The 23,289-nt window shown below is 45.6% G+C and carries 14 protein-coding genes and 1 pseudogene; 6 read left to right on the top strand and 9 right to left on the bottom strand.

Going from position 1 to position 23,289, the window contains the following annotated elements; genetic code table 11:
• Positions 1–387 precede the first annotated feature (387 nt).
• The 7 genes from bglX to C234_RS0111780 all read right to left on the bottom strand — a co-directional run bounded on the left by bglX (position 388) and on the right by C234_RS0111780 (position 14,219).
• Complete coding sequence (gene bglX / locus C234_RS0111810) at positions 388–2,640, bottom strand: beta-glucosidase BglX (RefSeq protein ID WP_211231532.1); 2,253 nt, start codon at positions 2,638–2,640, stop codon at positions 388–390.
• 11 nt (positions 2,641–2,651) lie between these two features.
• The gene (locus tag C234_RS0111805) at positions 2,652–3,758 is read right to left on the bottom strand and encodes a family 16 glycosylhydrolase (RefSeq protein ID WP_027325939.1); all 1,107 of its coding nucleotides are present in this window, start codon (positions 3,756–3,758) and stop codon (positions 2,652–2,654) included.
• A 65-nt stretch (positions 3,759–3,823) separates the two neighbouring features.
• A complete protein-coding gene (locus tag C234_RS0111800; protein WP_027325938.1) occupies positions 3,824–5,722 on the bottom strand; it encodes a hypothetical protein in 1,899 nt (632 codons plus the stop codon).
• Between the two features lie 18 nt (positions 5,723–5,740).
• Entirely contained in the window at positions 5,741–7,255 is a 1,515-nt protein-coding gene (locus C234_RS0111795) for a RagB/SusD family nutrient uptake outer membrane protein (RefSeq protein ID WP_027325937.1), read from the bottom strand.
• 27 nt (positions 7,256–7,282) lie between these two features.
• Positions 7,283–10,456, bottom strand: a complete 3,174-nt coding sequence (locus tag C234_RS0111790; RefSeq protein ID WP_034538406.1) for a SusC/RagA family TonB-linked outer membrane protein — start codon at positions 10,454–10,456, stop codon at positions 7,283–7,285.
• A gap of 611 nt (positions 10,457–11,067) precedes the next feature.
• Positions 11,068–12,774 (bottom strand): DUF6377 domain-containing protein, encoded by a 1,707-nt coding sequence (locus C234_RS0111785; RefSeq protein ID WP_027325935.1) that lies wholly within the window; start codon positions 12,772–12,774, stop codon positions 11,068–11,070.
• A 224-nt stretch (positions 12,775–12,998) separates the two neighbouring features.
• Positions 12,999–14,219, bottom strand: coding sequence for a M16 family metallopeptidase (locus C234_RS0111780; protein WP_027325934.1), 1,221 nt, complete (start codon positions 14,217–14,219; stop codon positions 12,999–13,001).
• Between the two features lie 105 nt (positions 14,220–14,324).
• On the opposite strand from C234_RS0111780, the gene C234_RS0111775 reads away from it, so the two are divergent.
• The 6 genes from C234_RS0111775 to C234_RS0111745 all read left to right on the top strand — a co-directional run bounded on the left by C234_RS0111775 (position 14,325) and on the right by C234_RS0111745 (position 20,696).
• On the top strand, positions 14,325–14,858 hold the full coding sequence (locus tag C234_RS0111775) for an LOG family protein (RefSeq protein ID WP_027325933.1): 534 nt from the start codon (positions 14,325–14,327) through the stop codon (positions 14,856–14,858).
• 4 nt (positions 14,859–14,862) lie between these two features.
• Complete coding sequence (locus tag C234_RS0111770; RefSeq protein WP_027325932.1) at positions 14,863–15,468, top strand: SIS domain-containing protein; 606 nt, start codon at positions 14,863–14,865, stop codon at positions 15,466–15,468.
• Positions 15,456–16,379, top strand: coding sequence for a carbohydrate kinase family protein (locus C234_RS0111765; RefSeq protein ID WP_027325931.1), 924 nt, complete (start codon positions 15,456–15,458; stop codon positions 16,377–16,379). The genes C234_RS0111770 and C234_RS0111765 overlap by 13 nt, the downstream gene beginning before the upstream one ends.
• A gap of 115 nt (positions 16,380–16,494) precedes the next feature.
• Positions 16,495–17,562 carry a tyrosine-protein phosphatase gene (locus C234_RS0111755; RefSeq protein ID WP_027325930.1) on the top strand — a complete coding sequence of 356 codons (1,068 nt, stop codon included), beginning with the start codon at positions 16,495–16,497 and terminating at the stop codon, positions 17,560–17,562.
• A 347-nt stretch (positions 17,563–17,909) separates the two neighbouring features.
• Positions 17,910–19,763 (top strand): DEAD/DEAH box helicase, encoded by a 1,854-nt coding sequence (locus C234_RS0111750; protein ID WP_027325929.1) that lies wholly within the window; start codon positions 17,910–17,912, stop codon positions 19,761–19,763.
• Between the two features lie 18 nt (positions 19,764–19,781).
• Positions 19,782–20,696 carry a glutaminase gene (locus C234_RS0111745; protein WP_027325928.1) on the top strand — a complete coding sequence of 305 codons (915 nt, stop codon included), beginning with the start codon at positions 19,782–19,784 and terminating at the stop codon, positions 20,694–20,696.
• A gap of 152 nt (positions 20,697–20,848) precedes the next feature.
• On the opposite strand, the gene C234_RS0111740 is transcribed toward C234_RS0111745, so the two are convergent.
• Both C234_RS0111740 and C234_RS17685 read right to left on the bottom strand, forming a co-directional pair.
• Positions 20,849–22,987: a S46 family peptidase gene (locus C234_RS0111740; protein WP_027325927.1), complete on the bottom strand. Its 2,139-nt coding sequence runs from the start codon at positions 22,985–22,987 to the stop codon at positions 20,849–20,851.
• 38 nt (positions 22,988–23,025) lie between these two features.
• A pseudogene (locus tag C234_RS17685) lies at positions 23,026–23,289 on the bottom strand (IS982 family transposase); the annotation flags it as partial.

The following is a 23,289-nucleotide window of genomic DNA, read 5'->3' as shown; positions in this document are numbered from 1 at the left end:
AGGAGAAACAGCTAATACATTTATTAGGTCGTGAGCCTACAATTCTAACTGGCTAGGTTCTCCGATTAAGAGAGTTGCAGTCTGATTCAGCCTATAGTCATTTAAGACTAGTGTCAAAGTTAGTTCACTGCAACTCTTCTTTTCAAATATACACTTATATTTTTATTGGGATATTTAATACTGCAAATGTAAATGTGTCAAAACTAAATTAAACCAAAGAAGAACTTTTAATCTGAAACTTGAGCATCCTAAAAAGCAAGAGAAAGAGCCGTATCATTACTCGAAACAGAGTTCGATACGGCTCTTTTAAGTTTGGCAGTTACAATCTGTAACTTTTCGGAATGATCATTTTTGTTTTGACACACCCTCTCCAAAATGCATCCTGAATCATTCGATCACTTCGAAATCTGCCGAAAGTCCTTCCTCACTATTCGTTCCTACCCATAAAGTAAAGTCTCCGGGCTCCACGACCTTCTTCATGTCCCGATTCCAAAAAGCCAGATTCTCAATCGGTAACGTGAAAATGAGAGTTTTATGCTCTCCCGGCTCCAAAGAAACGCGCTGGAATCCTTTCAGCTCCTTCACCGGGCGAGCAACTGAACCGACATGATCTCGCACGTACAACTGTACGATCTCTACACCCGTATACTTACCCGTATTGGCAAGTTCGAAACGAACCGTTAACGTATCCCGAGTATTTAACTTTGCTGCGGAGAGCTTTAAATTACTGTACGCAAATGCTGTGTACGACAATCCGTAACCGAACGGGAACAAAGGGCCAAACCCCGCATCCATGTGGAAAGAAGTACATCCCAGCGAAGTTTGTCCTGCTTCCAAAGGAATATTGTCAATCAATGTTTCTTCCCCGGTGGGAGCGCGTCCAGTACGATTATGCGCATAATAAACCGGTACCTGTCCCACCATCTTTGGAAATGTTACGGGAGTCTTACCACTGGGAACAGCCTTGCCGAAAAGCAAGTCGGCAATGGCGGGACCACCCATCGTGCCCGGATGAAACATATATAAAACAGCAGCAGACTCATCTACCTCCTTACCAATGGTAAGCGGACGCCCCGCCATCACCACAGTTACAAGAGGCTTGCCTGTCTGAGCCAAAGCTGTAATCAAATCGGACTGTGCACCGCGTAAACTCAAGTCGGCCAGTGAATGTGCCTCGCCCGACAAAATGGACTCTTCACCAACAAAGGCTACAACTACATCAGCCTGACGGGCAACGGCAATCGCCTTATGGAAATCCGCCTTATTGTTATCGCGGCTATACATCAGTCCCGGTTCGTAAATCACTCGGATTTTATCTCCATACAGTTTGCGTAAGGCATTCAAAGGAGTCTGTGTCTGGTTCTTCTCACCATCAAAACACCATGTTCCGAGCTGGTCGTGGGGAGCATCCGCCATCGGCCCCACAACAGCGATAGTACGCACTTTCTCACTCAGAGGCAAAACGTTGTCTGCATTCTTCAGCAAAATAGCCGACTGCTCTGCGGTTTCCTTAGCTTTTTCCAAATGCACGTCTGTGTACTTCACGGCCTGAGGAGTAACAACATAAGGGTTTTCGAATAAGCCTAACCGAAATTTCAATCGCAAAATATTACGAACAGCATCATCTATCGTGGTAATTGAAACTTTTTTCTCATCCACCAACGCCTCCAGATTCTCTATGAAAGCACCACTCACCATTTCCATATTCACGCCAGCATTAACAGCTATGGCAGCCGCCTGTTTCCTGTCTTTGCAAAATCCATGCGCTATCATTTCCGTTGCCGATGCCCAATCGGTAACAACCATTCCATCGTATTTCCACTCATCACGAAGTACATCTTTCAATATGAATGAGTTTCCGGTAGAAGGTACTCCGTCATTATCGTTGAAAGAAACCATAAACGTGGCACACTTAGCTTTAGCTGCCGCTTCGAAAGGCGGAAAGTAGACATTCCTCAGCAATCGCTCCGGAATGAATGTCGAGTTATAATCTTTACCAGCTTCTGCAGCCCCATATCCTACGAAATGTTTAGCGCATGCAGCTATGGCAGAAGGATCGCTTAATTTCTCTCCTTGAAAACCACGGATCATCGCCTCTCCCATTACCGCATTCATCAACGGATCTTCACCAAAACTTTCGGCTATACGCCCCCAACGCGGATCTCTCGAAAGATCGACCATAGGTGCAAAAGTCCATCGAATTCCATCGGATGAAGCCTCAACCGCTGCTATACGAGCCCCTTGTTCGACTATCTCAGGATTGAACGTAGCAGCTTGTCCCAACGGAATGGGAAAGATTGTTTTATATCCGTGGATCACATCCCGGGAAATCAGCACCGGAATCTTCAAACGAGACTCTTTCAAGGCTATTTCATGTAACTTGTTGACTAATTCCGGATCTGTGAGATTCAATAAAGAGCCTATTTTCCCCTCTTTAATCAATCCGACAATCTCTTCCACATTACCGGAATAGTTCATTTGATTCATCTGACCGATTTTCTCTTGCAAAGTCATCTTGGCCAGCAAAGCCTCTACTCTGTTTTCTATTTCTTTATCTTCTTCCTTAGCCGCCTTCGGAACACAAGCCCAAACTGCAAGCAAGCACAGGCAAATAGATAAAGGTTTGCCAAACTTTATCATCTTCTTTTAATTTATTTTTTTTGAAACACACGTACATAATCTATCTCATAGGTAGCAGGCAGGCACGATTCGTCAACCCCCTGGGCACCACCCCAGTTTCCTCCCCAAGCCAGATTCAATTTCAAATAAAAAGGAGTATTGAAGGGCCAGGTATTTTTATTGTTCTTCTTATCGTTCTCAAAGAAGAACAGTTCTTTCCCATCCACATAAGTACGAATAAAATCCTCTGTCCACTCCAATGCATACACATGGAACTTTTGCTGAGCGGTAGGCAGCAAAATCTCTCTTGTTTTCTGCGTACCTATCGAATGGTTATAAGCCTTACAGTGAATAGACGAAGAGACATAATTAGGGTGATAACCAACTTCTTCCATAATATCTATTTCCCCATCATCAGGCCATGCAGTAAAGTTCTTCGGCATCATCCAGAAAGCAGGCCAAGTGCCTTTTCCAACGGGAAGTTTCAAACGAGCTTCGAAATAACCGTATTTCCAGCTTTTTATCGTATTCATACGAACGGAATAAACCTCACTACCCACTTTTTTAGCGATAATTTTCAAGGTTCCCTTGTCTACTTTCGCACAAACTTCTCCATTTAGCTTAGCCGGAATATAAGTTTGCAATTCATTGTTTCCCCAGCCACCGGCACCATTCTCATACCACCAGAGCGATTCATCGGGCGTAGAAATGCCTTTATCATTAAACTCATCCTGCCACACCAGTTTATATCCTTCAGGAACTTGAATATCCGGATCCGGAAGAGCTTCAGGCTTCCCTCCCTGACGGACAGGAATTGCTATCCGGCTCTTTCCGGACTTTACAACGACTTTACCCTCTCTCACTTCTGTTTCCTGATTGGGAGAAACAGTTACAGTAACAGTTCCTTGAGGGTCAATAGACCCTGTCGGATGGCAACTGATCCAATCTTCATCACTATATACGGTCCACTCACGAATTGCCGTTACATTTACCGTAACACTGTTCGACAGACAATCCACACTAATTTCAGAGGGAGTACACGTCAAATCTTTATCTGTAAACACTCCTTCACTCTCTTTATCTCCACAGCTTGCAGAAAGTAAAGTCAAAACCCCAAATAACAAATTCATTTTCTTCATATCAATAGTTTCAAACAAGGGGAAACACACAATCGCATATATTGATCGTCCCCATAAATCCACACTTATTCATTACATACCGACTCTTTAAAGATGATACCGCTTATGGTAACTTCGGTATTTTCGGGATTTCCTCCGAAATCAAATACCAGAGAAACTCTGTCCATATCTTTAGCCGCTCTTATCGCCGGCATTTTGAATACGAAATCCTCATACGCAGTCAAGTCCACTTTTTTGTCAAAAAAGAAATTACCGGCATTGTCTGTCCCATCATCTCCATTCCTGTGCACCAATTTTACAGTGACTCCTTTCAGACTCTTACTGGAGTTAAGCACACAACGAAAATCATAATCCGTCACGGTAATGGCATCCAAGTTTGTATGAAAAGCGACTTGTGCCTGCCACATCTGTACGGTAGCCAAAGGCAATGTCACCTTATAAATATGATCCTTGACCTCAAAGCTAGGCGCTTCGGAATAGGGAGTCCAGTTGGCATCGGCATAAAAGAAAGTATTCGTAATACTTGCAACGTTCCAACGGTTGCAGGCAGAAGCTTGGTTCCAGTTCACACCATCCTCTTCGGGCTCTTCCACGACAGTGCCGTCATCACAAGCATGTTCTTTCAGAACCACACGACTCACGAAAACTTCTGTACCCTCTGCATTTCCACCGAAATCAAGAACCAAATCTACCTTATCCATGTCAATACCGGGCATATCTGTCTTTATAAAAACATAGTCCTCATAAGCTTTTAAAGAAACATTTTCTACGAAGTAGTAAATATTATCATTGTCTCCACCACCATGCTTCACCAGTTTTACGGTAACATTTTTATGAGCTTTATTCGCATTGAAAACGACAGAAAAATCATAGTTTGTAACGGCATTAGTCGCTATATCCGTAAAGAACTTTACTTGTGCCTGCCACGTTTGAACCGTAGCTACCGGCATTGTAATTTTATACGAGTTTCCGTTTGCTTCAAACCCGGGATTCTCAATAGGTGTCCAATTAGCATCGGCAAACCAGAAATCATTGGTAATTGTCGCAGACTTCCACAGGTTGCAAGCATGATCCGGATCATATCCGGCAGGTTTTTCGACTTCGGCGCTTGTCAGAATATAGTGCCATGCAATACTGCCATTATCTGAAATCAACTCCAGTCTGGAAGGCGTAATACCTACAATCTTATAACGGGGAGATGTATATATCTCGTCGTTGGCAACATAAGGAAAAAGTGTTTTTGAAGGAAAAGTGATGTACACATCTTCTCCATCAACATCAAAAGCATAGGTCGTGTTCTGTACAGCTACAGAAGCCATATAATCTTCCGTCAAATCAGGAGCATATTCGGGGAAAAGTGTGCAGCCTTTGTTGACATAAACCGTGCCGCCTTCACCGGGATTATAACTATAACTCATATCTGTTCCAAAGATCAGACGGTCATCATAGATTCCCTTAGCAGCTTTCTCGTCGGGCTGGGCCATCCACCATCCCAATCCTTCGCTTCCGGATTCTCCGCAACCCAGATGACCGGCTTCCGCGCTTGCCACTCTCCATTCCTTTCCTGAAATCTTTGCAATATACTCATCAAAATTGACCAGCGTGTTATTTATTGTAAACTCTTTTATTACCACTCCGTCACTGATGCCGTTAGCATTCATCAATCTTGCCTCTACCGAATAAACTCCGGCTTTTGAATAAACCTTCGTAAATTTGAACTGTGTGGAATACCCTTTATCTTTCTTTTCACTCTTGTCAAAAGTCCAAAAAGGGATACAACCTTTCATTTCATTCATAGAAAACGTCACTTGATTTGTTTCCTGATCGACCGTAACCTCTACACTAATATCGGATGCCAGTGGTAAACCAGTTTCCGAAGGATGGGTGAAATCCACCGGCGAGCATGCAGTAAATACCAGTACCTTCACCAATAAAATACTTAAATAACGATATATTCGTTTCATCTCTTGCTTTTTTAATGGTTAATAATTATTCTGGACCAACGTACCTTGCGCAGCGTCAATCTCACTTTGCGGAATACATAGATACTTCTTGTTGTTGCTCCACGTGTTCGTGCGATATCCGTACTGATCGGGCACAAGTACCGTAGCTGCTTTCCCCGTACGTATCAAATCCCAGTAACGCTTACCTTCACCGACAAATTCCAAATGTCTTTCTTTAATAATGTTATCCATAGTAGGCCCCGCTTCTCCTTTCAATCCGGCACGATTACGCACGCGATTCAAATATTCCTTTGCATTGCCCGTTCCCGCTCCACGAACGATGAGTTCTGCAGCATTCAGTAATGTTTCGGAAAAACGATAGATGCGTAAATTATTATTCCAATTCAACTGCGCACTGGCTTTCTGATCGACGTTATTGCCTGTCAACGCAGCATATTTCTCCAAGAAGAAGCCTGTGTCTTGATAACGTTTATTGTAATTCACACCTAATGCACCGGCATTCCAGCATGTAGCGTCACGGCGGGCGTCATCCTTTGCATACCGTTCATAAGTTTCCACTCGTACCGGACAGAATCCCCATCCCTGATCGTGACCATGGGTTCCATCAGGCCAACTATGCGGACTAACCAAAGTTGGCAATACAGTACCGCCTGCAGCCAAAGGGTTTCCCCAGTCTCGAATAGCATCGTTATCTTTATAGTTGATCTCAAAAATCGACTCTATCCCCCACTCTCCCGACTCTTTAAATATATCTGCATAATTTTCCACCAAATCATATGCTCCGCTATTAATAATCTCCTGCATATATTGCAAGGCTTTGGCAAAACGGGATTCATCATTCTGATACATGACAATCTCGGCATAAAGCATATATACCATCGCTTTTGTCACACGACCATAGTTTTCGGCTTTCTCTTTCATCGGGAGAGCATTCAAAGCAATCACACTTTCCAGATCGGTTACCAATTTCTCATACACCCGTTCTGCCGGATACTGCTCTGCCAAATAAGGGGTGGTGAGATTGGTGTCGAAGTAAGGGATATTCCCCCAGAACTTCCACAGCCAATTGTAATAGAACACACGCAACGCTATTGCCTGCGCTTTGTAGTAAGCATGTCTTTCTTCAGTCACATCCTTTGCCCAACCCAGATAAGTGATAACATCGTTACAGCGCTTTACACCACTATAAGCTTCCGTCCACAAACCCGAAATTACATTACTTGGAATGGCCTCGTAGTTCATCATCAAGTGCCACTTCTGATTGTCCGTTTTATCCTGACCACCAACCCAGAAGTCGTCAGCCATGATGTCGCTCATAATATTGACCGGGTTATATTCACCCATTCCCCAATCTGGCCAATGCAACGGATCATACGCAGCAACTACGGCTTCCTGAATATGTTCGTCTGTAGTAAAATAACTTTCAATAGATTCATCTGTAGGCGAGGATACTTCCAAAAAAGAATCGGCACATCCGGTTACCATAAAAGCAAGCATCAAGCCTCCTGTCATTATATACTTATATGTTTTCATAATTCTTCAGTTTTATTGTGTGATAAATCAAAACGTCAGATTGGCTCCAACTGTCCAAACCTTTCCTTGCGGATATACGCCATAATCGATACCAAGTGATGTCCCGCCCGATGATATCTCCGGATCGAATCCATGATATTTGGTAAACGTGAACAGGTTTTCCGCAGCCACATATATACGCAATGAAGAGATAAATGCCTTCTTTGTCAGAAATGCAGGCAAGGTATAGCCCAGTTGGATGTTCTTCAACCGCAAATAGCTGCCATCGTATACATAAAGATCGGAAGATTGCCAGTTAATGTTATCGCCCACCATGAAGCGAGGGATGCGATTGGAAGTCCCTTCGCCCGTCCAACGGTTCAACATCCACGAGGGCAGATTGGTTGAAGATATGTCGGTACGGCGGGTAGCATCAAACACATCATTGCCCACGGTACCCTGCCACATCATACTGAAATCGAAATTATTCCAATTGACGCTCAGATTCAGTCCGAAAGTCCAGTCGGGCATTCCCTTTCCGATATCCGTACGGTCGTCCGCATCAATCAATCCATTTCCATCTACATCTACAAAGCGCACATCACCCGGAACTGCTTTGGGCTGCAGGAGTTTCCCTTCGGCATTGGTATATGCATCTACCTCATTCATATTCTGGAATACACCAGCCGTCTTGTATCCATAGAAATATGGAAAGGGTTTACCATTTTCAGCGCGACTAATAGAGCCTGTTCCATGAAAAGAATCGAGATTCGCCCATCCGGAATCATTTCCGTATTCAATCAACCGATTCTTCAAATAAGTCAAATTACCACCAATTCGGAAATTCCAGTCAGATAAGCGGAATTTATAGGCAGCCTCCATCTCAAGACCGCTATTTCTCATTTTACCCACATTGCCTATCGGCTTCGACTCTCCTACATAAGAAGGAATATTCATTGTCATCAACATTCCGTTTGTTGTTTTTCTGTAATAATCGGCAGTAAAAGTCAACGCATTATTAAAGAAACCCAAATCAAGTCCGAAATCAAGCTGTTCCGACTCTTCCCACTTCAAGTCAGGATTGGCAAGTCCGCTGGCTTTTACACCGTTAGTCAACTTCTCATTGACTCCGAAAATAGCGTTATTCCCAGTTGAAGTCAACACGGTATATCTAAAGTTGCCGATATTTTCATTCCCGTTTTTACCCCAGGAAAAACGAAGTTTTGCAGAGGCCAGCCAATCGGGTCGCTTTTGCATAAACTTTTCGTTCGTCACATTCCATCCCAAGGAAAAAGAAGGAAAGACAGCGTAATGATTGTTGGGGCCAAAGCGCGAAGAACCATCGCGGCGTACAGTAACCTGAAGCATGTAGCGTTCATCGTAGTTATAGCTGGCACGGGCAAAAAGCGAAGCCAGAGTCGCCACTTCGGAGGGTGCTCCTGCTGAATCGCGATCACCGTTTTCGGCCAATCCGCTACTTGCGCTGATGTAAGGTCGGCTATAATTAATAATATGATTGCGCGATCCCCAAAGATAAGAGCCTGAATTCTTTTTGGCCGATTGCCCCAGAATGACAGAGAAAGAGTGTTTATCGATCGTTTTGTCATACATCAGTACATTCTCCAACTGCCACATCGTTCCATCGTGTTTTTCCGAATAAGCGGTAGACCGCACGGACGAACCTCCGTTTCTCAGATAATAAATAGGAGTATAACCATCATTTCCCCAAAAAGCAAGGTCTGCTCCATAAGAAGTCTTAAACTTCAACTGATCCCACAGTTGCAGTTCTGCCGAGAAGTTTGCCACAAACTTATGGCTCCAGTTCTTAGCTCCGGGCAAAGACAGATTGGCTATCGGGTTGGTCATCTCTCCAAATTCGGATCCCGGGATACTGAACAGCTTTCCGTTACGCGGGTCGTATCCGGGTGTATAGTCAGATGTTCCGGAATATTTATTGAACTGAGCTTCAATCGCCTCTTTCGTTTCGTCATAAACCGTCAGTAGTGGCGATAATGCTAATGCAGACCCTAAAGGCGACCCCCAAGTAGAATTCGTTTCGATTCCCGTGGCTTTGATGCGGGCATAAGAGAGATTAGAAGTTATCTTGAGATTATTCAGCCAATTTCGGTTTTCAGATTCATCCATAATAGTGTAAACAGTATTACTACGCAATGTAAGACGTTCATAATTAGACCGCCTGAAATTACCTCCCACAATACCATCCTGCGTATAATATCCGGCAGAAAACAAAAAACCAATTTTTTCACCTCCACCGCTCACACTCACTTGATGATTCATGACGGGAGCATTGTCATTGAACACCTCTTTCTGCCAGTCGGTCCCTGCTCCATGAGAGTAAGGGTCATTGTACTTAGGAGCTAAACCTGCATTAATATAACCCTCATTTATCATCAGAGCATACTCCGAAGCATTCAACACATCACGTTTTCTCCATGCATTTTGCCATCCATAAGAGAAGTCATACACTACTTTTGTCCTGCCTGTTTTACCTGTTTTGGTCGTTACCAGAATAACTCCGTTGGCAGCACGAGCTCCATATACAGCACCTGAAGCCGCATCTTTCAAAACCTCGATAGACTGGATATCATTCGGATTCAAATAATCCAGCCCTCCCTCTATGGGCATACCGTCTACGATATAAAGCGGATCGGAATTGTTTATAGTACCGATACCACGCACGCGGATACGCGCTGCTGCTCCGGGTTGGCCTGAGGAAGAGGTGACTGTAACTCCGGAGGCTAACCCTTTCAAGGCATTATCCATGCGCACCGGAGAGGTAGTCGCCAAATCGTTCGCCGAGACTTTAGCGATAGAAGCAGTTACCACACTTTTCTTCTGAACTCCGTATCCTACTACAACAACCTCTTCCAACAATCCAACATCCTGTTTCAAGACAAAAACAAGCCGTTGATCACCAACAACTTTTTTAGACTGGGTTATGAATCCTACATAAGAAACCTCAACCTCAGATCCTTCAGCCACATTCGAGATATAGAAATCTCCATTAAGATCAGTAATAGCTCCATGCGCCGTACCTTTTATTGAGACGCTTGCACCAATAACCGCCTCTCCGGTCTCATCCGTCACATTTCCCCTTACCGCTATGATTCGCTGAGCGAAGACTTGCATAGAAAAAACAAACAGCAAGACTGTAAGCAACAGACGTTCAATTCCTCGTATTTGCTTTGAACTGTTTATCATAATAAATAAAAAATTTAAAAGTTAACAATTTAATTCTGTCTATTTACAACTATACAAAGATAGAACAAGAAGAAACACATTATATATGCAAGTAACCAAAGGAAGTAAGTCCATAAAAGCAATAAACAACTGAATACAAAAGTATTATGATTAAATAGCACTCGCAAAAAGGAAACTTTTTCAGTGATAAAAGGAAAGAAACATAGACTTTTCTCTATAATAAGAGACATGCAAGACAAACATAACCTCTCCCACTGTAACAGCTTAGATTTTTTATAGCACAAATTCTTCGTCTGCCGTTCGCGTTCCATTCGTCTTTCGGTTGTGTTCTATTCGTCTGCCGAATGAGAGACGAATAAAACACAACCGAAAGACGAACAACTGTTTAAAACACAATCCATATTTTATAAATACCCGGGGAAAACGATCATCAATACTTCAATTTTTCCTTAAATAAACATCAGCTTTCAATTGTTCCGAATTTCAAGGATCAATATTTCCTGTAATTTCTTATCTCTAAAAAGAAAATACCCGCCCGGCGATTCTGACAATTCGAAGAATCGCTTTTAAAAGTTGCTTTTTTCGCTCGAGCAGCAACAAAAAACAAAGTTTTATATCTGCATTGTACCTAATGAGCGTACAGTATTGGCAAATTCCTCTTTGGGAATAATAGATTTATTGCGCGTTTTCAATCTGTTGTTATAAACTGTTTGCGGAGAGCAATGAAGAAACTCAGCAATCTTCACGCTATCATTAATACCCAAGCGTACCAAAGCATAAATACGCAGCTCAGTATTCAGCAGCTCTCCCTCTTTCAACACAATTTGTTCTTCGGGGTGCAACAAAGCATTAAAATCGCTGACAAAATCGGGGTAAACATGTAGAAAAATGGCATCAAAGTTATGATAAAATTCTTTTAGCGCGTTTTGAGCCATAGAGGGCGTATCCGTCAATATTTTCACTTCTTCTACCCTGTTAGCTTTTATCTTTCGGTTGATATTTTTCCGAAATTCATCCAGCTTGCTGATATAGTTTGAACAAATAGCGAACACATAGCCAATATACTCCTCCTTCACATAATTCGACTCCCGAAGTTGCCTGTTAGTATCCTTCAGTTGTTCGTTGAGAGATTGGAGTTGGTTGTTGACATCAGCCAAACGGCGATAAGTTTCGGATAATTCTTCTACATGAACATTCAACAGCTGATTACTCTTATTGAGTTGCGAACGCGAAGCGGACAAACGCTTCATCTGCCTGAATATATAGAAAAAAGCGATCAGGAGTACGACAGAAAGTACACTGACCATCACCAGAAAAGAATGTAACCGCTCTTCTTGCTGCCGGTTACGTTCCTGATAAGCACGATGGATTTTATCTTGTATTTTGGAAATTCCTAATACGCGAATGCGGTTACGATACAATTGAGCATTTTGCAAACAATAATTGATATAAGTATAGGCATGATCAATATCGCCCATTTCATACAATGATGCGGAAAGCTCTTCCAATGAAGCAATGTCTTTATTGACAGCACGTATGTCGGCCATTGCCGAATAAATCATATATTTCAGATAGTCATTCCATTGCTGCTGATCACGGAACAACACAGCCAAGACATAAGCATTCATGGCATCTCGCCGAGTTTCTAAAGGAGATTGATCTACTACAGCTTTCAACTGTTCTATAGTTTCCTTTGCCCCATTGGTCTCTCGAAACCGCCATCCTTTATACCATAAAAAATAGGGGTCCTCCGGAGTTATAACCTCATAAATAGAGTCCCGGTAAAGAAGTTCTTTCTGATAGTATCCTTCGCGAAGATTCACATTGTCGTCGCCCGAATATTGTCCAAAGTGGGAATAGAGATACATCATTTGACCGTAATACTCTACTTGCAGTTCAGCTGTAAGCTCTTCCTTGGATATGTTTTTTAATTCTTTTAAAGCCTCAGTCAACATTCCCGTAGCAGAAAGCAAGAACGATTTTTTTATTTTCCATTCGGCCCGCCACTCTTTATTATTTAATTCGTAGGCAATCGCCAAGTTTCGCTCTACATAAGCCAAGGCCGAATCGGAGTTATATACATAGTACTCATCATAAAACATTTTATTGAGCCAATAGCTTTCTTCGCGTGTACGAACATGCTGCCGTTTTTTATACAACTCTCTTATCTTAGCCTCTTTAGTTGCCGTAAAATAGTCTTTTTGCATAATCAAAGAATCCAGCTTCGATAAAAGCCTTTCTATCTCTTCATTATAAGACGGTGATGCAAATAAAGATATAGACAAGGTTCCAAACAAGATAACAAATAAATATCTCATAGTATTACTCTAAAAAACACAAAGACACACTTCTGTTAACAATCCCATCACTCTATCCGCTTTTAGTCTCACTAAAAGGTATTCATATCTCATTCCGGTCTAAACGAGATGAAATTAATCCTTGAGGTAAAAGAATAAAACAAAGATAAAAACAATTCGGGAGAAGTAAGTCATCGACAAAAGCTTTTCAAAAGATTTTCATCTTCATTTCACATCTTCTACCTTTACCGGTAAATCAATGTAGAAAGATACTCTTCCGCAAACATTTCATTCGCCACCTCCAGCAGTTGTTCTGACGTCAGCGCCTCAATCCGTTTGAAAACCTCTTCCGGAGATTCAATTTTATTATAATGGAGGAAAGTCTTCGCCATTCCCAAAGCATTATTCTCGTGATTATCCGAAGCCACTCCAATTTGGCCGATCAGTTGCTTCTTGGCAGCCGCCAATTGCGAAGGGGTTAATTTCACATCGCGTAGCCGCTTCAGCTCTTTGTGTGTCAACCTCAGACAAGTAGACAGATCTTCGGGGTCGGTACCGAAATAAATGCAAAAGGCTCCTGTATCGGTATACGAGGTAAGGTTAGACTCTACGGTATAAACCAGTCCGCGCCTTTCACGCAACGACACGTTCAGGCGACTGTTCATGCCGGGCCCGCCCAGAATATTGTTGAGCAGGTAAAGTGCGGTACGTCTATCATCATAAGCATTGTAACCCCGACTGCCCATCATCACATGCGCCTGATGGGTATCTTTGGAAAGAACCTGACGCTGCGGCACGTAAAGAGGAGGCGGATTCCGATGATTAGAGATTTGCAGACAAGGAAGTTCCATAAAGTGTTTTTCCGCCAACCGGCGTACTTTCTTGAAGTCCATCTGTCCGCTAACAAAAAAGACCATGTTTGCCGGTTGATAAAAACGGCGGGTAAACGCAAGAACATGCTCCGTACGAAAGCTTCTCAACAAATCGGGACGGCCCAGAATATTTCTTCCCAGAGGATGATCGCGAAAAATAAGATCTTCAAAATCATCAAATATCAATTCCGAAGGAGTATCTTCGTACGACTGTATCTCATCGATAATCACCTCGGTTTCCTTATCGATTTCCTGCTGCGGAAAGGTGGAATGAAACACAATGTCTCCCAGCAACTCCACCGCCCGTTCCAGATGTTCCGAAAGGAAAGCGGCATACACCACTGTTTCCTCCTTATTAGTGTAAGCGTTCAAATCCCCTCCCACGTTCTCCATGCGGTTCAGAATGTGCCAAGCCTTTCTCTTCTCGGTTCCTTTAAATATAAGATGTTCTACAAAATGAGCCATTCCCTGCTCATCCTCCGCTTCGTCGCGCGTGCCTGCGTCTATCGCAAAACCACAATAAGCCACTTTCGAAACAATGGGCCTGTGAATGATACGGAGCCCGTTGGGCAATGTATATTGGTTTAATTGCATTGATTCCTATCTTCTTGATGAATTAATGCTGCAAAAATACAACAAAACTTATTGCTGTTTATAGAAAATTGCAGATATTTGTAGGCTATAACAACAACAGTGTATATGAGAAATATTGGAATATTCTGTTCCGCCTCTGAAAATATTGACAAAATGTTCTTCGACAGTGCTCGCAGAATCGGGCAATGGATGGGACAAAACAACAAAACGCTGGTATACGGAGGCGCTAACCTTGGGCTGATGGAGTGCGTGGCCGCTGCCGTGAAAGAAAACGGAGGCAAAGTAATCGGTGTAGTTCCCTCCAGACTGGAAGAGAAGGGAAGGGTAAGCACACTGTTGGATGAAGTAATACACACGCATAATCTGAGCGACAGGAAAGACGTGCTTACGGAAAAGTCGGATGTGCTGGTAGCGCTTCCCGGCGGAGTCGGTACGCTCGATGAAATCTTCCACGTAATGGCTGCCGCTTCATTGGGCTATCATTCCAAAAAGGTGATCTTTTACAACGAGCACGGGTTCTATACCCCGCTGCTTGAAGCTCTCCGAACCATAGAAACCAAAGGATTTGCACGCAAGCCCTTTTCTTCTTACTATGAAATAGCCAACTCTTTCGAAGAACTGATTGAAAAAATAAATTGAACCAATGATAGAATCGATTAAACAACTCTTGCAACAGGAAGCACAAGCCGTGCTCAATATTCCTGTGACCGACGCTTATGAAAAAGCTGTGGCGCTGATTGTAGAACAGGTACACCGAAAGAAAGGGAAGCTGGTAACTTCCGGCATGGGAAAAGCGGGGCAGATCGCCATGAACATTGCGACCACTTTCTGCTCTACCGGCATACCGTCAGTCTTTTTGCACCCGAGCGAAGCGCAACACGGCGACCTCGGCATTTTGCAAGAAAACGACCTGTTGCTGTTGATCTCCAATTCCGGCAAGACACGTGAAATTGTAGAACTTACCCAATTGGCGCACAACCTGAATCCGAATTTAAAGTTCATCGTCATCACCGGAAATCCGGATAGCCCCTTGGCACACGAGTCGGATGTATGCCTCAGCACAGGGCACCCTACAGAAGTCTGCGTTCTGGGAATGACTCCCACTACATCGACCACTGCCATGACCGTAATCGGAGATATATTGGTGGTGCAAACGATGAAACAGACCGGATTCACGATCGGCGAATACTCCAAGCGTCATCACGGAGGATATCTGGGAGAAAAATCAAGATCGCTATGCGAAAAGTAGTAGGAATCGGAGAAACTATTCTCGATATCGTCTTTCGAGGAGGGCAGCCTTCGGTAGCCGTTCCCGGCGGATCGGTGTTAAACGGCATCGTGTCTCTGGGACGCATGGGAGTGAATGTGAATTTCATCAGCGAGACGGGAAACGACCGCGTAGGAAACACTATTCTGCAATTCATGCGCGAGAATCATGTGCCTACCGAACACGTAAACGTGTTCCCCGACGGGAAATCGCCCGTATCGCTTGCTTTTCTCAACGAGCAAAACGATGCGGAATATATATTCTACAAGGATTATCCCAAACAGCGTCTGGATGTGATTTATCCTGTCTTACAAGAAGACGACATCGTGATGGTAGGCTCATACTATGCTCTCAATCCGGTTCTCCGTGACAAGATACTGGAGCTGCTCGATCAGGCTCGCGAGAAGAAAGCCATCATTTATTACGATCCGAATTTCCGGTCTTCACATAAAGACGAGGCTATGAAGCTGGCGCCCACCATTATCGAAAACCTCGAATACGCCGATATCGTACGCGGTTCGGCGGAAGACTTCTTCTACATGTACGGCATGCGCGACGCAGACCGGATATACAAAGACAAAATCAAGTTTTATTGCCCCCGATTCATCTGCACCGCAGGCAGCGACAGCATATCACTCCGCAGCAATACCGTGAGCAAAGAGTATCCGGTAGAACCATTGGAAGCCGTCAGCACCATCGGAGCAGGCGATAACTTCAACGCAGGGTTGATATACGGACTGCTGAAATATGATGTCCGATACCGCGATCTGGATAATCTGAGTGAAGCGATCTGGGACAAAGTGATTCAGTGCGCGAAAGATTTTGCCGCCGAAGTTTGTCGCAGTTACAACAATTCGGTGTCCTTGGATTTTGCCCGCAGCTACTCCGGATGATTGAAAAGAAAAGAATATATCTATTAACTTTGGCTAATAATCAGTCCGAAATTACCGGTTTTGCCGGTAATTTCTATCTTTGCGCAATAGAGATGAACCAAACAAACATACTTTTATGCGCAAGAACCTTCTGAGCCGGCTTACCGTTTTACTGCTTCTGACTTCATGTACAGACAATCGCCCCAATATAACCGTGGTTTGCGAAGAAAACAGTGTAGGCAACTGCATCATTAAATGGGAGGTGAAACCTGCATTGAAAGGATTAGTCAAAGTCTATGCCTCCACCACTCCCGATTTCATCGCTGAACGTATTCCTGTAACCATAGCTCCTATCTCGGGCGAGAAAATCACAATCATTCCCGACGATCCCGCCCAACGCTACTATTACCTGATGGTTTTCGACAACAAATACCGGATTAAGACAGCCACCCGCAACATCAACATTCCCGGTGTTCAAAACTTTCGCGACTTGGGAGGATACCCGTCGTTCGAAACGGGCAAGGCTGTGCATTGGGGCATGATATACCGGTCGGCCCAAATAGAAGACATCACGCCTTATGCCATACAAGAGCTCAAGAATATGGGAATACGGACAGTGATCGACCTGCGTTCCGACGAAGAGCGTCCCGCCACCACTTCGCTGCACAAAGAAGGGTTCAACATGGTACACATCCCTCTTCCTACCGGGAACATAGATTATCTTCTGCAGGGAGTCCGCGAAGGGAAGATAAAGGCGGATACCATCTATCGCTCGATAGAACAGATAAACCGGGGACTGGTAACCAATTACCGGAAAGAATTCAGGAGATTGTTCACGATTTTACTCGACCGCAACTGCTACCCTGCCGTGATTCACTGCACATCGGGCAAGGGACGTACGGGAGTATTTTCCGCCCTACTGCTCGCTTCTTTGGGAGTAGACGATGACATTATCATGAAAGACTACCGGCTAAGCAACGACTTCTTCAACATCCCCGACGTTTCCAAGTACGCTTATCAACTGCCGCCCCATTCACAGGAAGCCATCACCACCATCTACTCGGCAAAAGAGGATTTTCTGAACGCAGCCAAAGAGCAGATAGAAAGCGAATACGGAAATGTGAGAAACTATCTGGAAAAGGGTATCGGGCTTTCGAAAGAAGAAATAAAACGTTTGCGAAGCATTTTATTGACCGAAGACTGAAAACGCGAATGAAGCAAACCGACAGGCAACGCCCGCTCGTTGGATATTGACCGATCGAAACTCAAGGCTTGCACATGGAGCAAGACAACATGGAGGAAGACAAAGTGTACGTGGGGAGGCATACCCGAACGGCTGTTGAAGCTCAAGGCTGTGCATGGAGCAAGACAACATGGAGCAAGTGAAGAGGCAAAATACGTATGAGGCATACTTACACTGCTTTCAGCCATACATTCCCACCTCTCCGTCATTTTTTTCACTCTCGGCATTCAAATCTCCGCCCTGTACCCTCTGATTTTCAAATAATTTATCTATCTTTGCGCCCGAAATAAAAGATATACAGAGATTTAATGAAGACATTTGAAGAGCTTGGTGTTTCTCCGGAGATACGCAAAGCAATTGAAGAAATGGGATATGAGAATCCCATGCCGGTACAAGAGGAAGTGATTCCGTACCTTTTAGGAGAAAATAATGATGTAGTAGCTCTTGCACAGACAGGAACCGGCAAAACAGCCGCCTTTGGTCTGCCTCTATTGCAGCAGGTAGATATAGAGAAGCGGGTTCCCCAATCTCTGATCCTTTGCCCCACCCGCGAGCTTTGCCTTCAGATAGCGGGCGACCTGAACGATTACTCCAAATACATCGACGGACTGAAAGTGCTGCCCGTGTACGGCGGCTCTTCCATCGACAGCCAGATACGCAGCCTCAAAAGAGGTGTGCACATTATCGTTGCCACACCGGGACGACTGCTCGACCTGATGGAGCGGAAAACGGTTTCCCTCTCCACCGTCTGCAACGTGGTGATGGACGAAGCGGACGAGATGCTGAACATGGGCTTTACCGACAGCATCAACGCCATTCTCGCCGATGTGCCCGAAGAACGGAACACGTTGCTGTTCTCAGCCACCATGAGTCCGGAAATCGCACGCATCTCGAAGAAGTACCTGCACGACGCGAAGGAAATTACCATCGGACGCAAAAACGAAGGCACGAGCAACGTGAAGCACGTGGTGTACACCGTGCAGGCGAAAGACAAGTACGAAGCACTGAAACGTATCGTCGACTATTACCCGCAGATATACGGCATCATCTTCTGCCGCACCCGCAAAGAGACGCAGGAGATTGCAGACAAGCTGATGCAGGAGGGCTATAATGCCGACTCGCTGCACGGAGAGCTCTCTCAGGCACAGCGCGACACGGTGATGCAGAAGTTCCGCATCCGCAACCTGCAACTGCTGGTTGCCACCGACGTAGCGGCGCGCGGCCTCGACGTAGACGACCTGACGCACGTAATCAACTACGGGTTGCCCGATGACACGGAAAGCTATACGCACCGTAGCGGACGTACGGGACGTGCGGGAAAGACGGGAACATCCATCGCCATCATCAACCTGCGCGAAAAAGGCAAGATGCGCCAGATAGAACGCATCATCGGCAAGAAGTTCATTGCCGGAGAAATGCCGACAGCCGCCGGAATCTGCCAGAAGCAGTTGATTAAAGTGATAGACGACCTTGAGAAGGTGAAAGTGAACGAGGAAGAGATCGCCGACTTCATGCCGGAGATTTACCGCAAACTGGAATGGCTGAGCAAAGAGGACTTGATCAAGCGGATGGTGTCGCACGAATTCAACCGCTTCTCCGAGTATTATCGCGGACGTGCGGAGATAGAGCAGCCTTCCGACAGCCGTGGTGACCGGAAAGATGGGGGACGCGAAAAAAGAAGCCGTAAAGCGGAAGCGGGGTTCACCCGTCTGTTCATCAATCTGGGGAAAACGGATCATTTCTTCCCGAACGAACTGATCAGTCTGCTCAACAACAACACGCGCGGACGCATCGAATTGGGACGCATCGACCTGATGCAGAACTACTCGTTCTTCGAGGTAGACGAACGAGAGACGAACAACGTTCTGAAAGCACTGAACCGGGCAAAATGGGGAGGACGAAAAGTAGTAGTCGAAGTAGCGGGCGAAGAGAATGAGAAAAGCCGCGACAAAGGCAGAAGCAAGAGCACGCCCAAAGCAGAATCGCCGAAAAGAACGAAGAAAGAACCGAAGAAGGAAGGAAAGAAAGAAAAACCCAGCCGCGAAGAACGGGGATATACCAGCGCGCGCGGCCCGAAGAAGAAAGACGACTGGAAACAGTTCTTCAAAGGCGAAGATCCCGACTTCAGCGAAGAGGGATGGGCACGCCGGAAAAAGAAGTAGAACCAATATCATACAGCGATGGATTACCAGCAAATACTTTCTGAAATCTACCGGGAGATACAGCCTTATGCCAAAGACGGAAAAGTAGCGGACTACATACCGGCATTGGCGCAGGTAAATCCCGACCGCTTCGGAATATGTATCACCACCACAGAGGGAGAGACATTTACGTTGGGACAGGCAGACACACGTTTTTCCATACAGAGCATCACGAAAGTGTTCGCCCTTTCCATGTGCCTCAGCATCCTGGGAAGCGACCTATGGAAAAGAATCGGCAAGGAGCCTTCGGGAACAGCGTTCAACTCGCTCATTCAGCTGGAAGTGGAAAAGGGGCATCCGCGCAATCCGTTCATCAATGCCGGAGCCATCGTACTGGCAGACATCCTGTTGTCTCACCTGCCGTCGCCGGAAGAAGACTATATCGCTTTCATCCGTTCCATCAGCGGCAGCCGCACGGTGGACTACAACCGGGAAACGGCTGTATCTGAACGCGAGAAGAGCTACATCAACGCGGCGATAGCCAATCTGTTGAAATATTACGGCAATCTGGAGAACGATATCGAAAGCGTTCTCCGCTTCTATTTCCTCCAATGCTCCGTAGAGATGAGCTGCACGGAGCTTTCGAGGGCATTCCTGCCCTTTGCCGACCACCGGTCGCCGTTCAGCTTCAATGGTGTCGATCTGACCTCCTCGCAGGTGAAGCGCATCAACGCCATCATGCAGACATGCGGTTTCTATGACGAAGCGGGAGAATTCTCCTACTTAGTAGGATTGCCCGGAAAGAGCGGAGTCGGAGGGGGCATTGCCGCCATCCATCCAAGGCTCTACTCAGTAACGGTATGGAGCCCCCGACTGAACGCCAAAGGCAACTCTATCATGGGCATGAAAGCGTTGGAACTGCTGACTACACGCACGCAGGAATCCATCTTTTAAAGAACGCATCAGTAAACTTAAAAGGAAGCGAACATCAAAACTTCGCCCATGAATGGTATGAGAAACTCAAAAAAAACAAATATAGCCTCTCCGAGAATCGAATATTCGGAATCCCCTCCGATAAGGATACAGTAAAACCCCGAAGAAATTCGTCAATGTAACTTCAACTCCCGGATCAGGTTGCCCGCCTTGCCGTATTTCTCTATCATAAACAGCACGTAGCGTATATCCACCCCGATGCAGCGTTGCAGCATGGGCTCGAAAACGATGTCGCTGCTCATAGCTTCCCAATTACCGTCGAACGCCAGACCGATAAGTTCTCCCCGAGCGTTGAACATGGCGCTGCCGGAGTTTCCTCCCGTAATGTCGTTGTTCGATATAAAACAGACGTTCATATCCCCCTTTCCGTTGCCGTACTTGCCGAAGTCTCCCGCTGAAAGCAAAGACAACAACTCCGGTTGAACGGCAAAGTCGAGATTACCGGCATGCTCCTTCACCTTCTCGAAAATTCCTTTCACGGTAGTATGATAGTTGTAAGAAGCGCCATCGAACGGAGAATAACCGCAAACCGTCCCAAAGCTGAGCCGCATGGTGAAGTTCGCATCGGGATAGAAGTCGCGATCGGCATACATCCGTCTCATAGCTGCATTGAGCAACCGCTCCGACTGCTCTATCTGCTCCGAAGCTTCCGCTATACTTCGGCTCATATCGTAGTATTTCACGATCAGGTCTAACCCCAACGCAATGGCGGGGTCATCGAAGATCTGAAAAGTGGAGTCCTGCTCCAGAAATCGTTTCAATCCCGATGGAGAAGTGATCTGCGAAGCGGCGTATAGCGAATCGACATAAGCCTGCGCATTACCGCCGTACACGGTATCTATGCAGGCATACAGGGGCGGAAGATACTTCTCGTCCACTTTGCTGCGATACTCGCCGATCATGGCAGCAAACACCTCCTTGTCTATAGCCAGATCCAGATTATCGTATTTGGCAAGCAACTTCTTCAGACGCGCCAGCACCAACTTCTCTTCCGCACCGAAATCAAAGTTCATAATTTCAAGCGCAAGCTGCACCAACTCCGGCCCATTCATAAACGATTCGCCGAAATAAGCCAAAGCACGACCTGTCTCACGGCGATTGCCGTAATTCAGTTCCAGAGTAGAGAACAGTCGCATCAGCTTCTCCCTTTCGCCCGGATTTGCCTGAATCCATTCGCGCAGAGTGGATTCTGCCCGCCTTTTCTTTTCAAGCACTTTCAATTGCCTGATAGCCTTGTTGGTTCCGATGCTGTTCTTCCAATAGTTGGAACTCTCATCGTATTTGGAAGCATACCTGATGCGTATGTCGGGGCGAAGATCCATTTCCCGCTTCCAGATTGCCTGCTTCACTCCGCGCACGTCAATCATGGCTTGGTTAGCCCCGTTCATCATCTCTTCAATGCCGTATGACGAGAGGTAACGCTCGGTGCTGCCGGGATAGCCGAGAGTCATGCAGAAAGAACCCTCCCTGTATCCGTCCAGAGAGATAGGCGCTACATATTCAGGACGATAAGGAACATTGTCGGGCGAGTAATCGGCGGGAGCATTATGTTTGTCGGCATAGATGCGGAATACGCTGAAATCGCCCGTATGGCGCGGCCACATCCAGTTGTCGGTATCCCAGCCGAATTTCCCTACCGAAGAAGGAGGAGCGAATACCAGACGGACGTCGGTGAAGTCGCGGTAAACAGAAAGCCAGAACTCGTTTCCGGCATAATAAGCATCGACTACGCCCGTAAGAGTAGAGTCTTTTTCGGACACTTCCCGACCGATGACATTCAGCATCGAGTCCACCGCCGCTGTTCGCTCGGCCTCCGTGCGCGAAAGCCGCGCAGCACCCAGTACGCGTGCGGTAACATCCTCCGTACGAACCAGAAAACGGACATACAACTCCGGATTCGGCAGTTCTTCGGCGAGCGTACGCGCCGTAAAACCGTTCTTCAGATAGTCATGCTCCACCGAAGAGTGTTGTTGTATGCTGCTGAAGCCGCAATGGTGATTGGTGAACACAAGCCCGTCTGCGGACACTACCACTCCGGAGCAAAAGCCTCCGAAGCTGACCACTGCGTCCGTCAGCGACGGCTTGCCGGGGTTATAGAGTTTCTTCACCGGCATGCGCAAGCCGAGTTCTTTCATCGTCCTTGCAGTGCGCTTGTTGTTCTTTAAACTTCCCAACATCCACATGCCTTCGTCCGCATAGGCGTGCAACATGCAGAAAAAGAGAAAGGACACCAAAATCAGTCTGAGCTTCATCGTATTCTATTTTTAAATATATCCACCCGTTGGTTGAATTAAATTAGCGAATATTTTATCTTTCCAATCGGACGATGATTAGCGTAATTGACATATTGCATGAAAGTCATAGCGGCAATCTTTGCTGCCATGCGGGTGAAAAGTCCGCAGGATTGCTTTGCGTAATTTCGTATCATCATAAGCGTGTCGTTGAGTTGGGAGAATACGGTTTCGATACGTTTTCTAAACCGCTTGCAAGCCCATGATGTGGGCTCTTTCCGGTTCTTCTGATTCAGCCGATAGGGAACTTCCAGCGTAATGTT

The organism is Bacteroides pyogenes DSM 20611 = JCM 6294, assembly GCF_000428105.1.
GTDB lineage: Bacteria > Bacteroidota > Bacteroidia > Bacteroidales > Bacteroidaceae > Bacteroides > Bacteroides pyogenes.
This window is presented reverse-complemented; position numbering and strand designations above follow the sequence as displayed.

What these genes read in the sequence shown, in the direction of transcription:
- C234_RS0111755 (WP_027325930.1), top strand. Translation starts at nt 16,495, where the DNA reads ATGCGCAAGAACCTTCTGAGCCGGCTTACCGTTTTACTGCTTCTGACT.
- C234_RS0111800 (WP_027325938.1), bottom strand. Translation starts at nt 5,722, where the DNA reads ATGAAACGAATATATCGTTATTTAAGTATTTTATTGGTGAAGGTACTG.
- C234_RS0111750 (WP_027325929.1), top strand. Translation starts at nt 17,910, where the DNA reads ATGAAGACATTTGAAGAGCTTGGTGTTTCTCCGGAGATACGCAAAGCA.
- C234_RS0111790 (WP_034538406.1), bottom strand. Translation starts at nt 10,456, where the DNA reads ATGATAAACAGTTCAAAGCAAATACGAGGAATTGAACGTCTGTTGCTT.
- C234_RS0111765 (WP_027325931.1), top strand. Translation starts at nt 15,456, where the DNA reads ATGCGAAAAGTAGTAGGAATCGGAGAAACTATTCTCGATATCGTCTTT.
- C234_RS0111780 (WP_027325934.1), bottom strand. Translation starts at nt 14,219, where the DNA reads ATGCAATTAAACCAATATACATTGCCCAACGGGCTCCGTATCATTCAC.
- bglX (WP_211231532.1), bottom strand. Translation starts at nt 2,640, where the DNA reads ATGATAAAGTTTGGCAAACCTTTATCTATTTGCCTGTGCTTGCTTGCA.
- C234_RS0111775 (WP_027325933.1), top strand. Translation starts at nt 14,325, where the DNA reads ATGAGAAATATTGGAATATTCTGTTCCGCCTCTGAAAATATTGACAAA.
- C234_RS0111785 (WP_027325935.1), bottom strand. Translation starts at nt 12,774, where the DNA reads ATGAGATATTTATTTGTTATCTTGTTTGGAACCTTGTCTATATCTTTA.
- C234_RS0111745 (WP_027325928.1), top strand. Translation starts at nt 19,782, where the DNA reads ATGGATTACCAGCAAATACTTTCTGAAATCTACCGGGAGATACAGCCT.
- C234_RS0111740 (WP_027325927.1), bottom strand. Translation starts at nt 22,987, where the DNA reads ATGAAGCTCAGACTGATTTTGGTGTCCTTTCTCTTTTTCTGCATGTTG.
- C234_RS0111795 (WP_027325937.1), bottom strand. Translation starts at nt 7,255, where the DNA reads ATGAAAACATATAAGTATATAATGACAGGAGGCTTGATGCTTGCTTTT.
- C234_RS0111805 (WP_027325939.1), bottom strand. Translation starts at nt 3,758, where the DNA reads ATGAAGAAAATGAATTTGTTATTTGGGGTTTTGACTTTACTTTCTGCA.
- C234_RS0111770 (WP_027325932.1), top strand. Translation starts at nt 14,863, where the DNA reads ATGATAGAATCGATTAAACAACTCTTGCAACAGGAAGCACAAGCCGTG.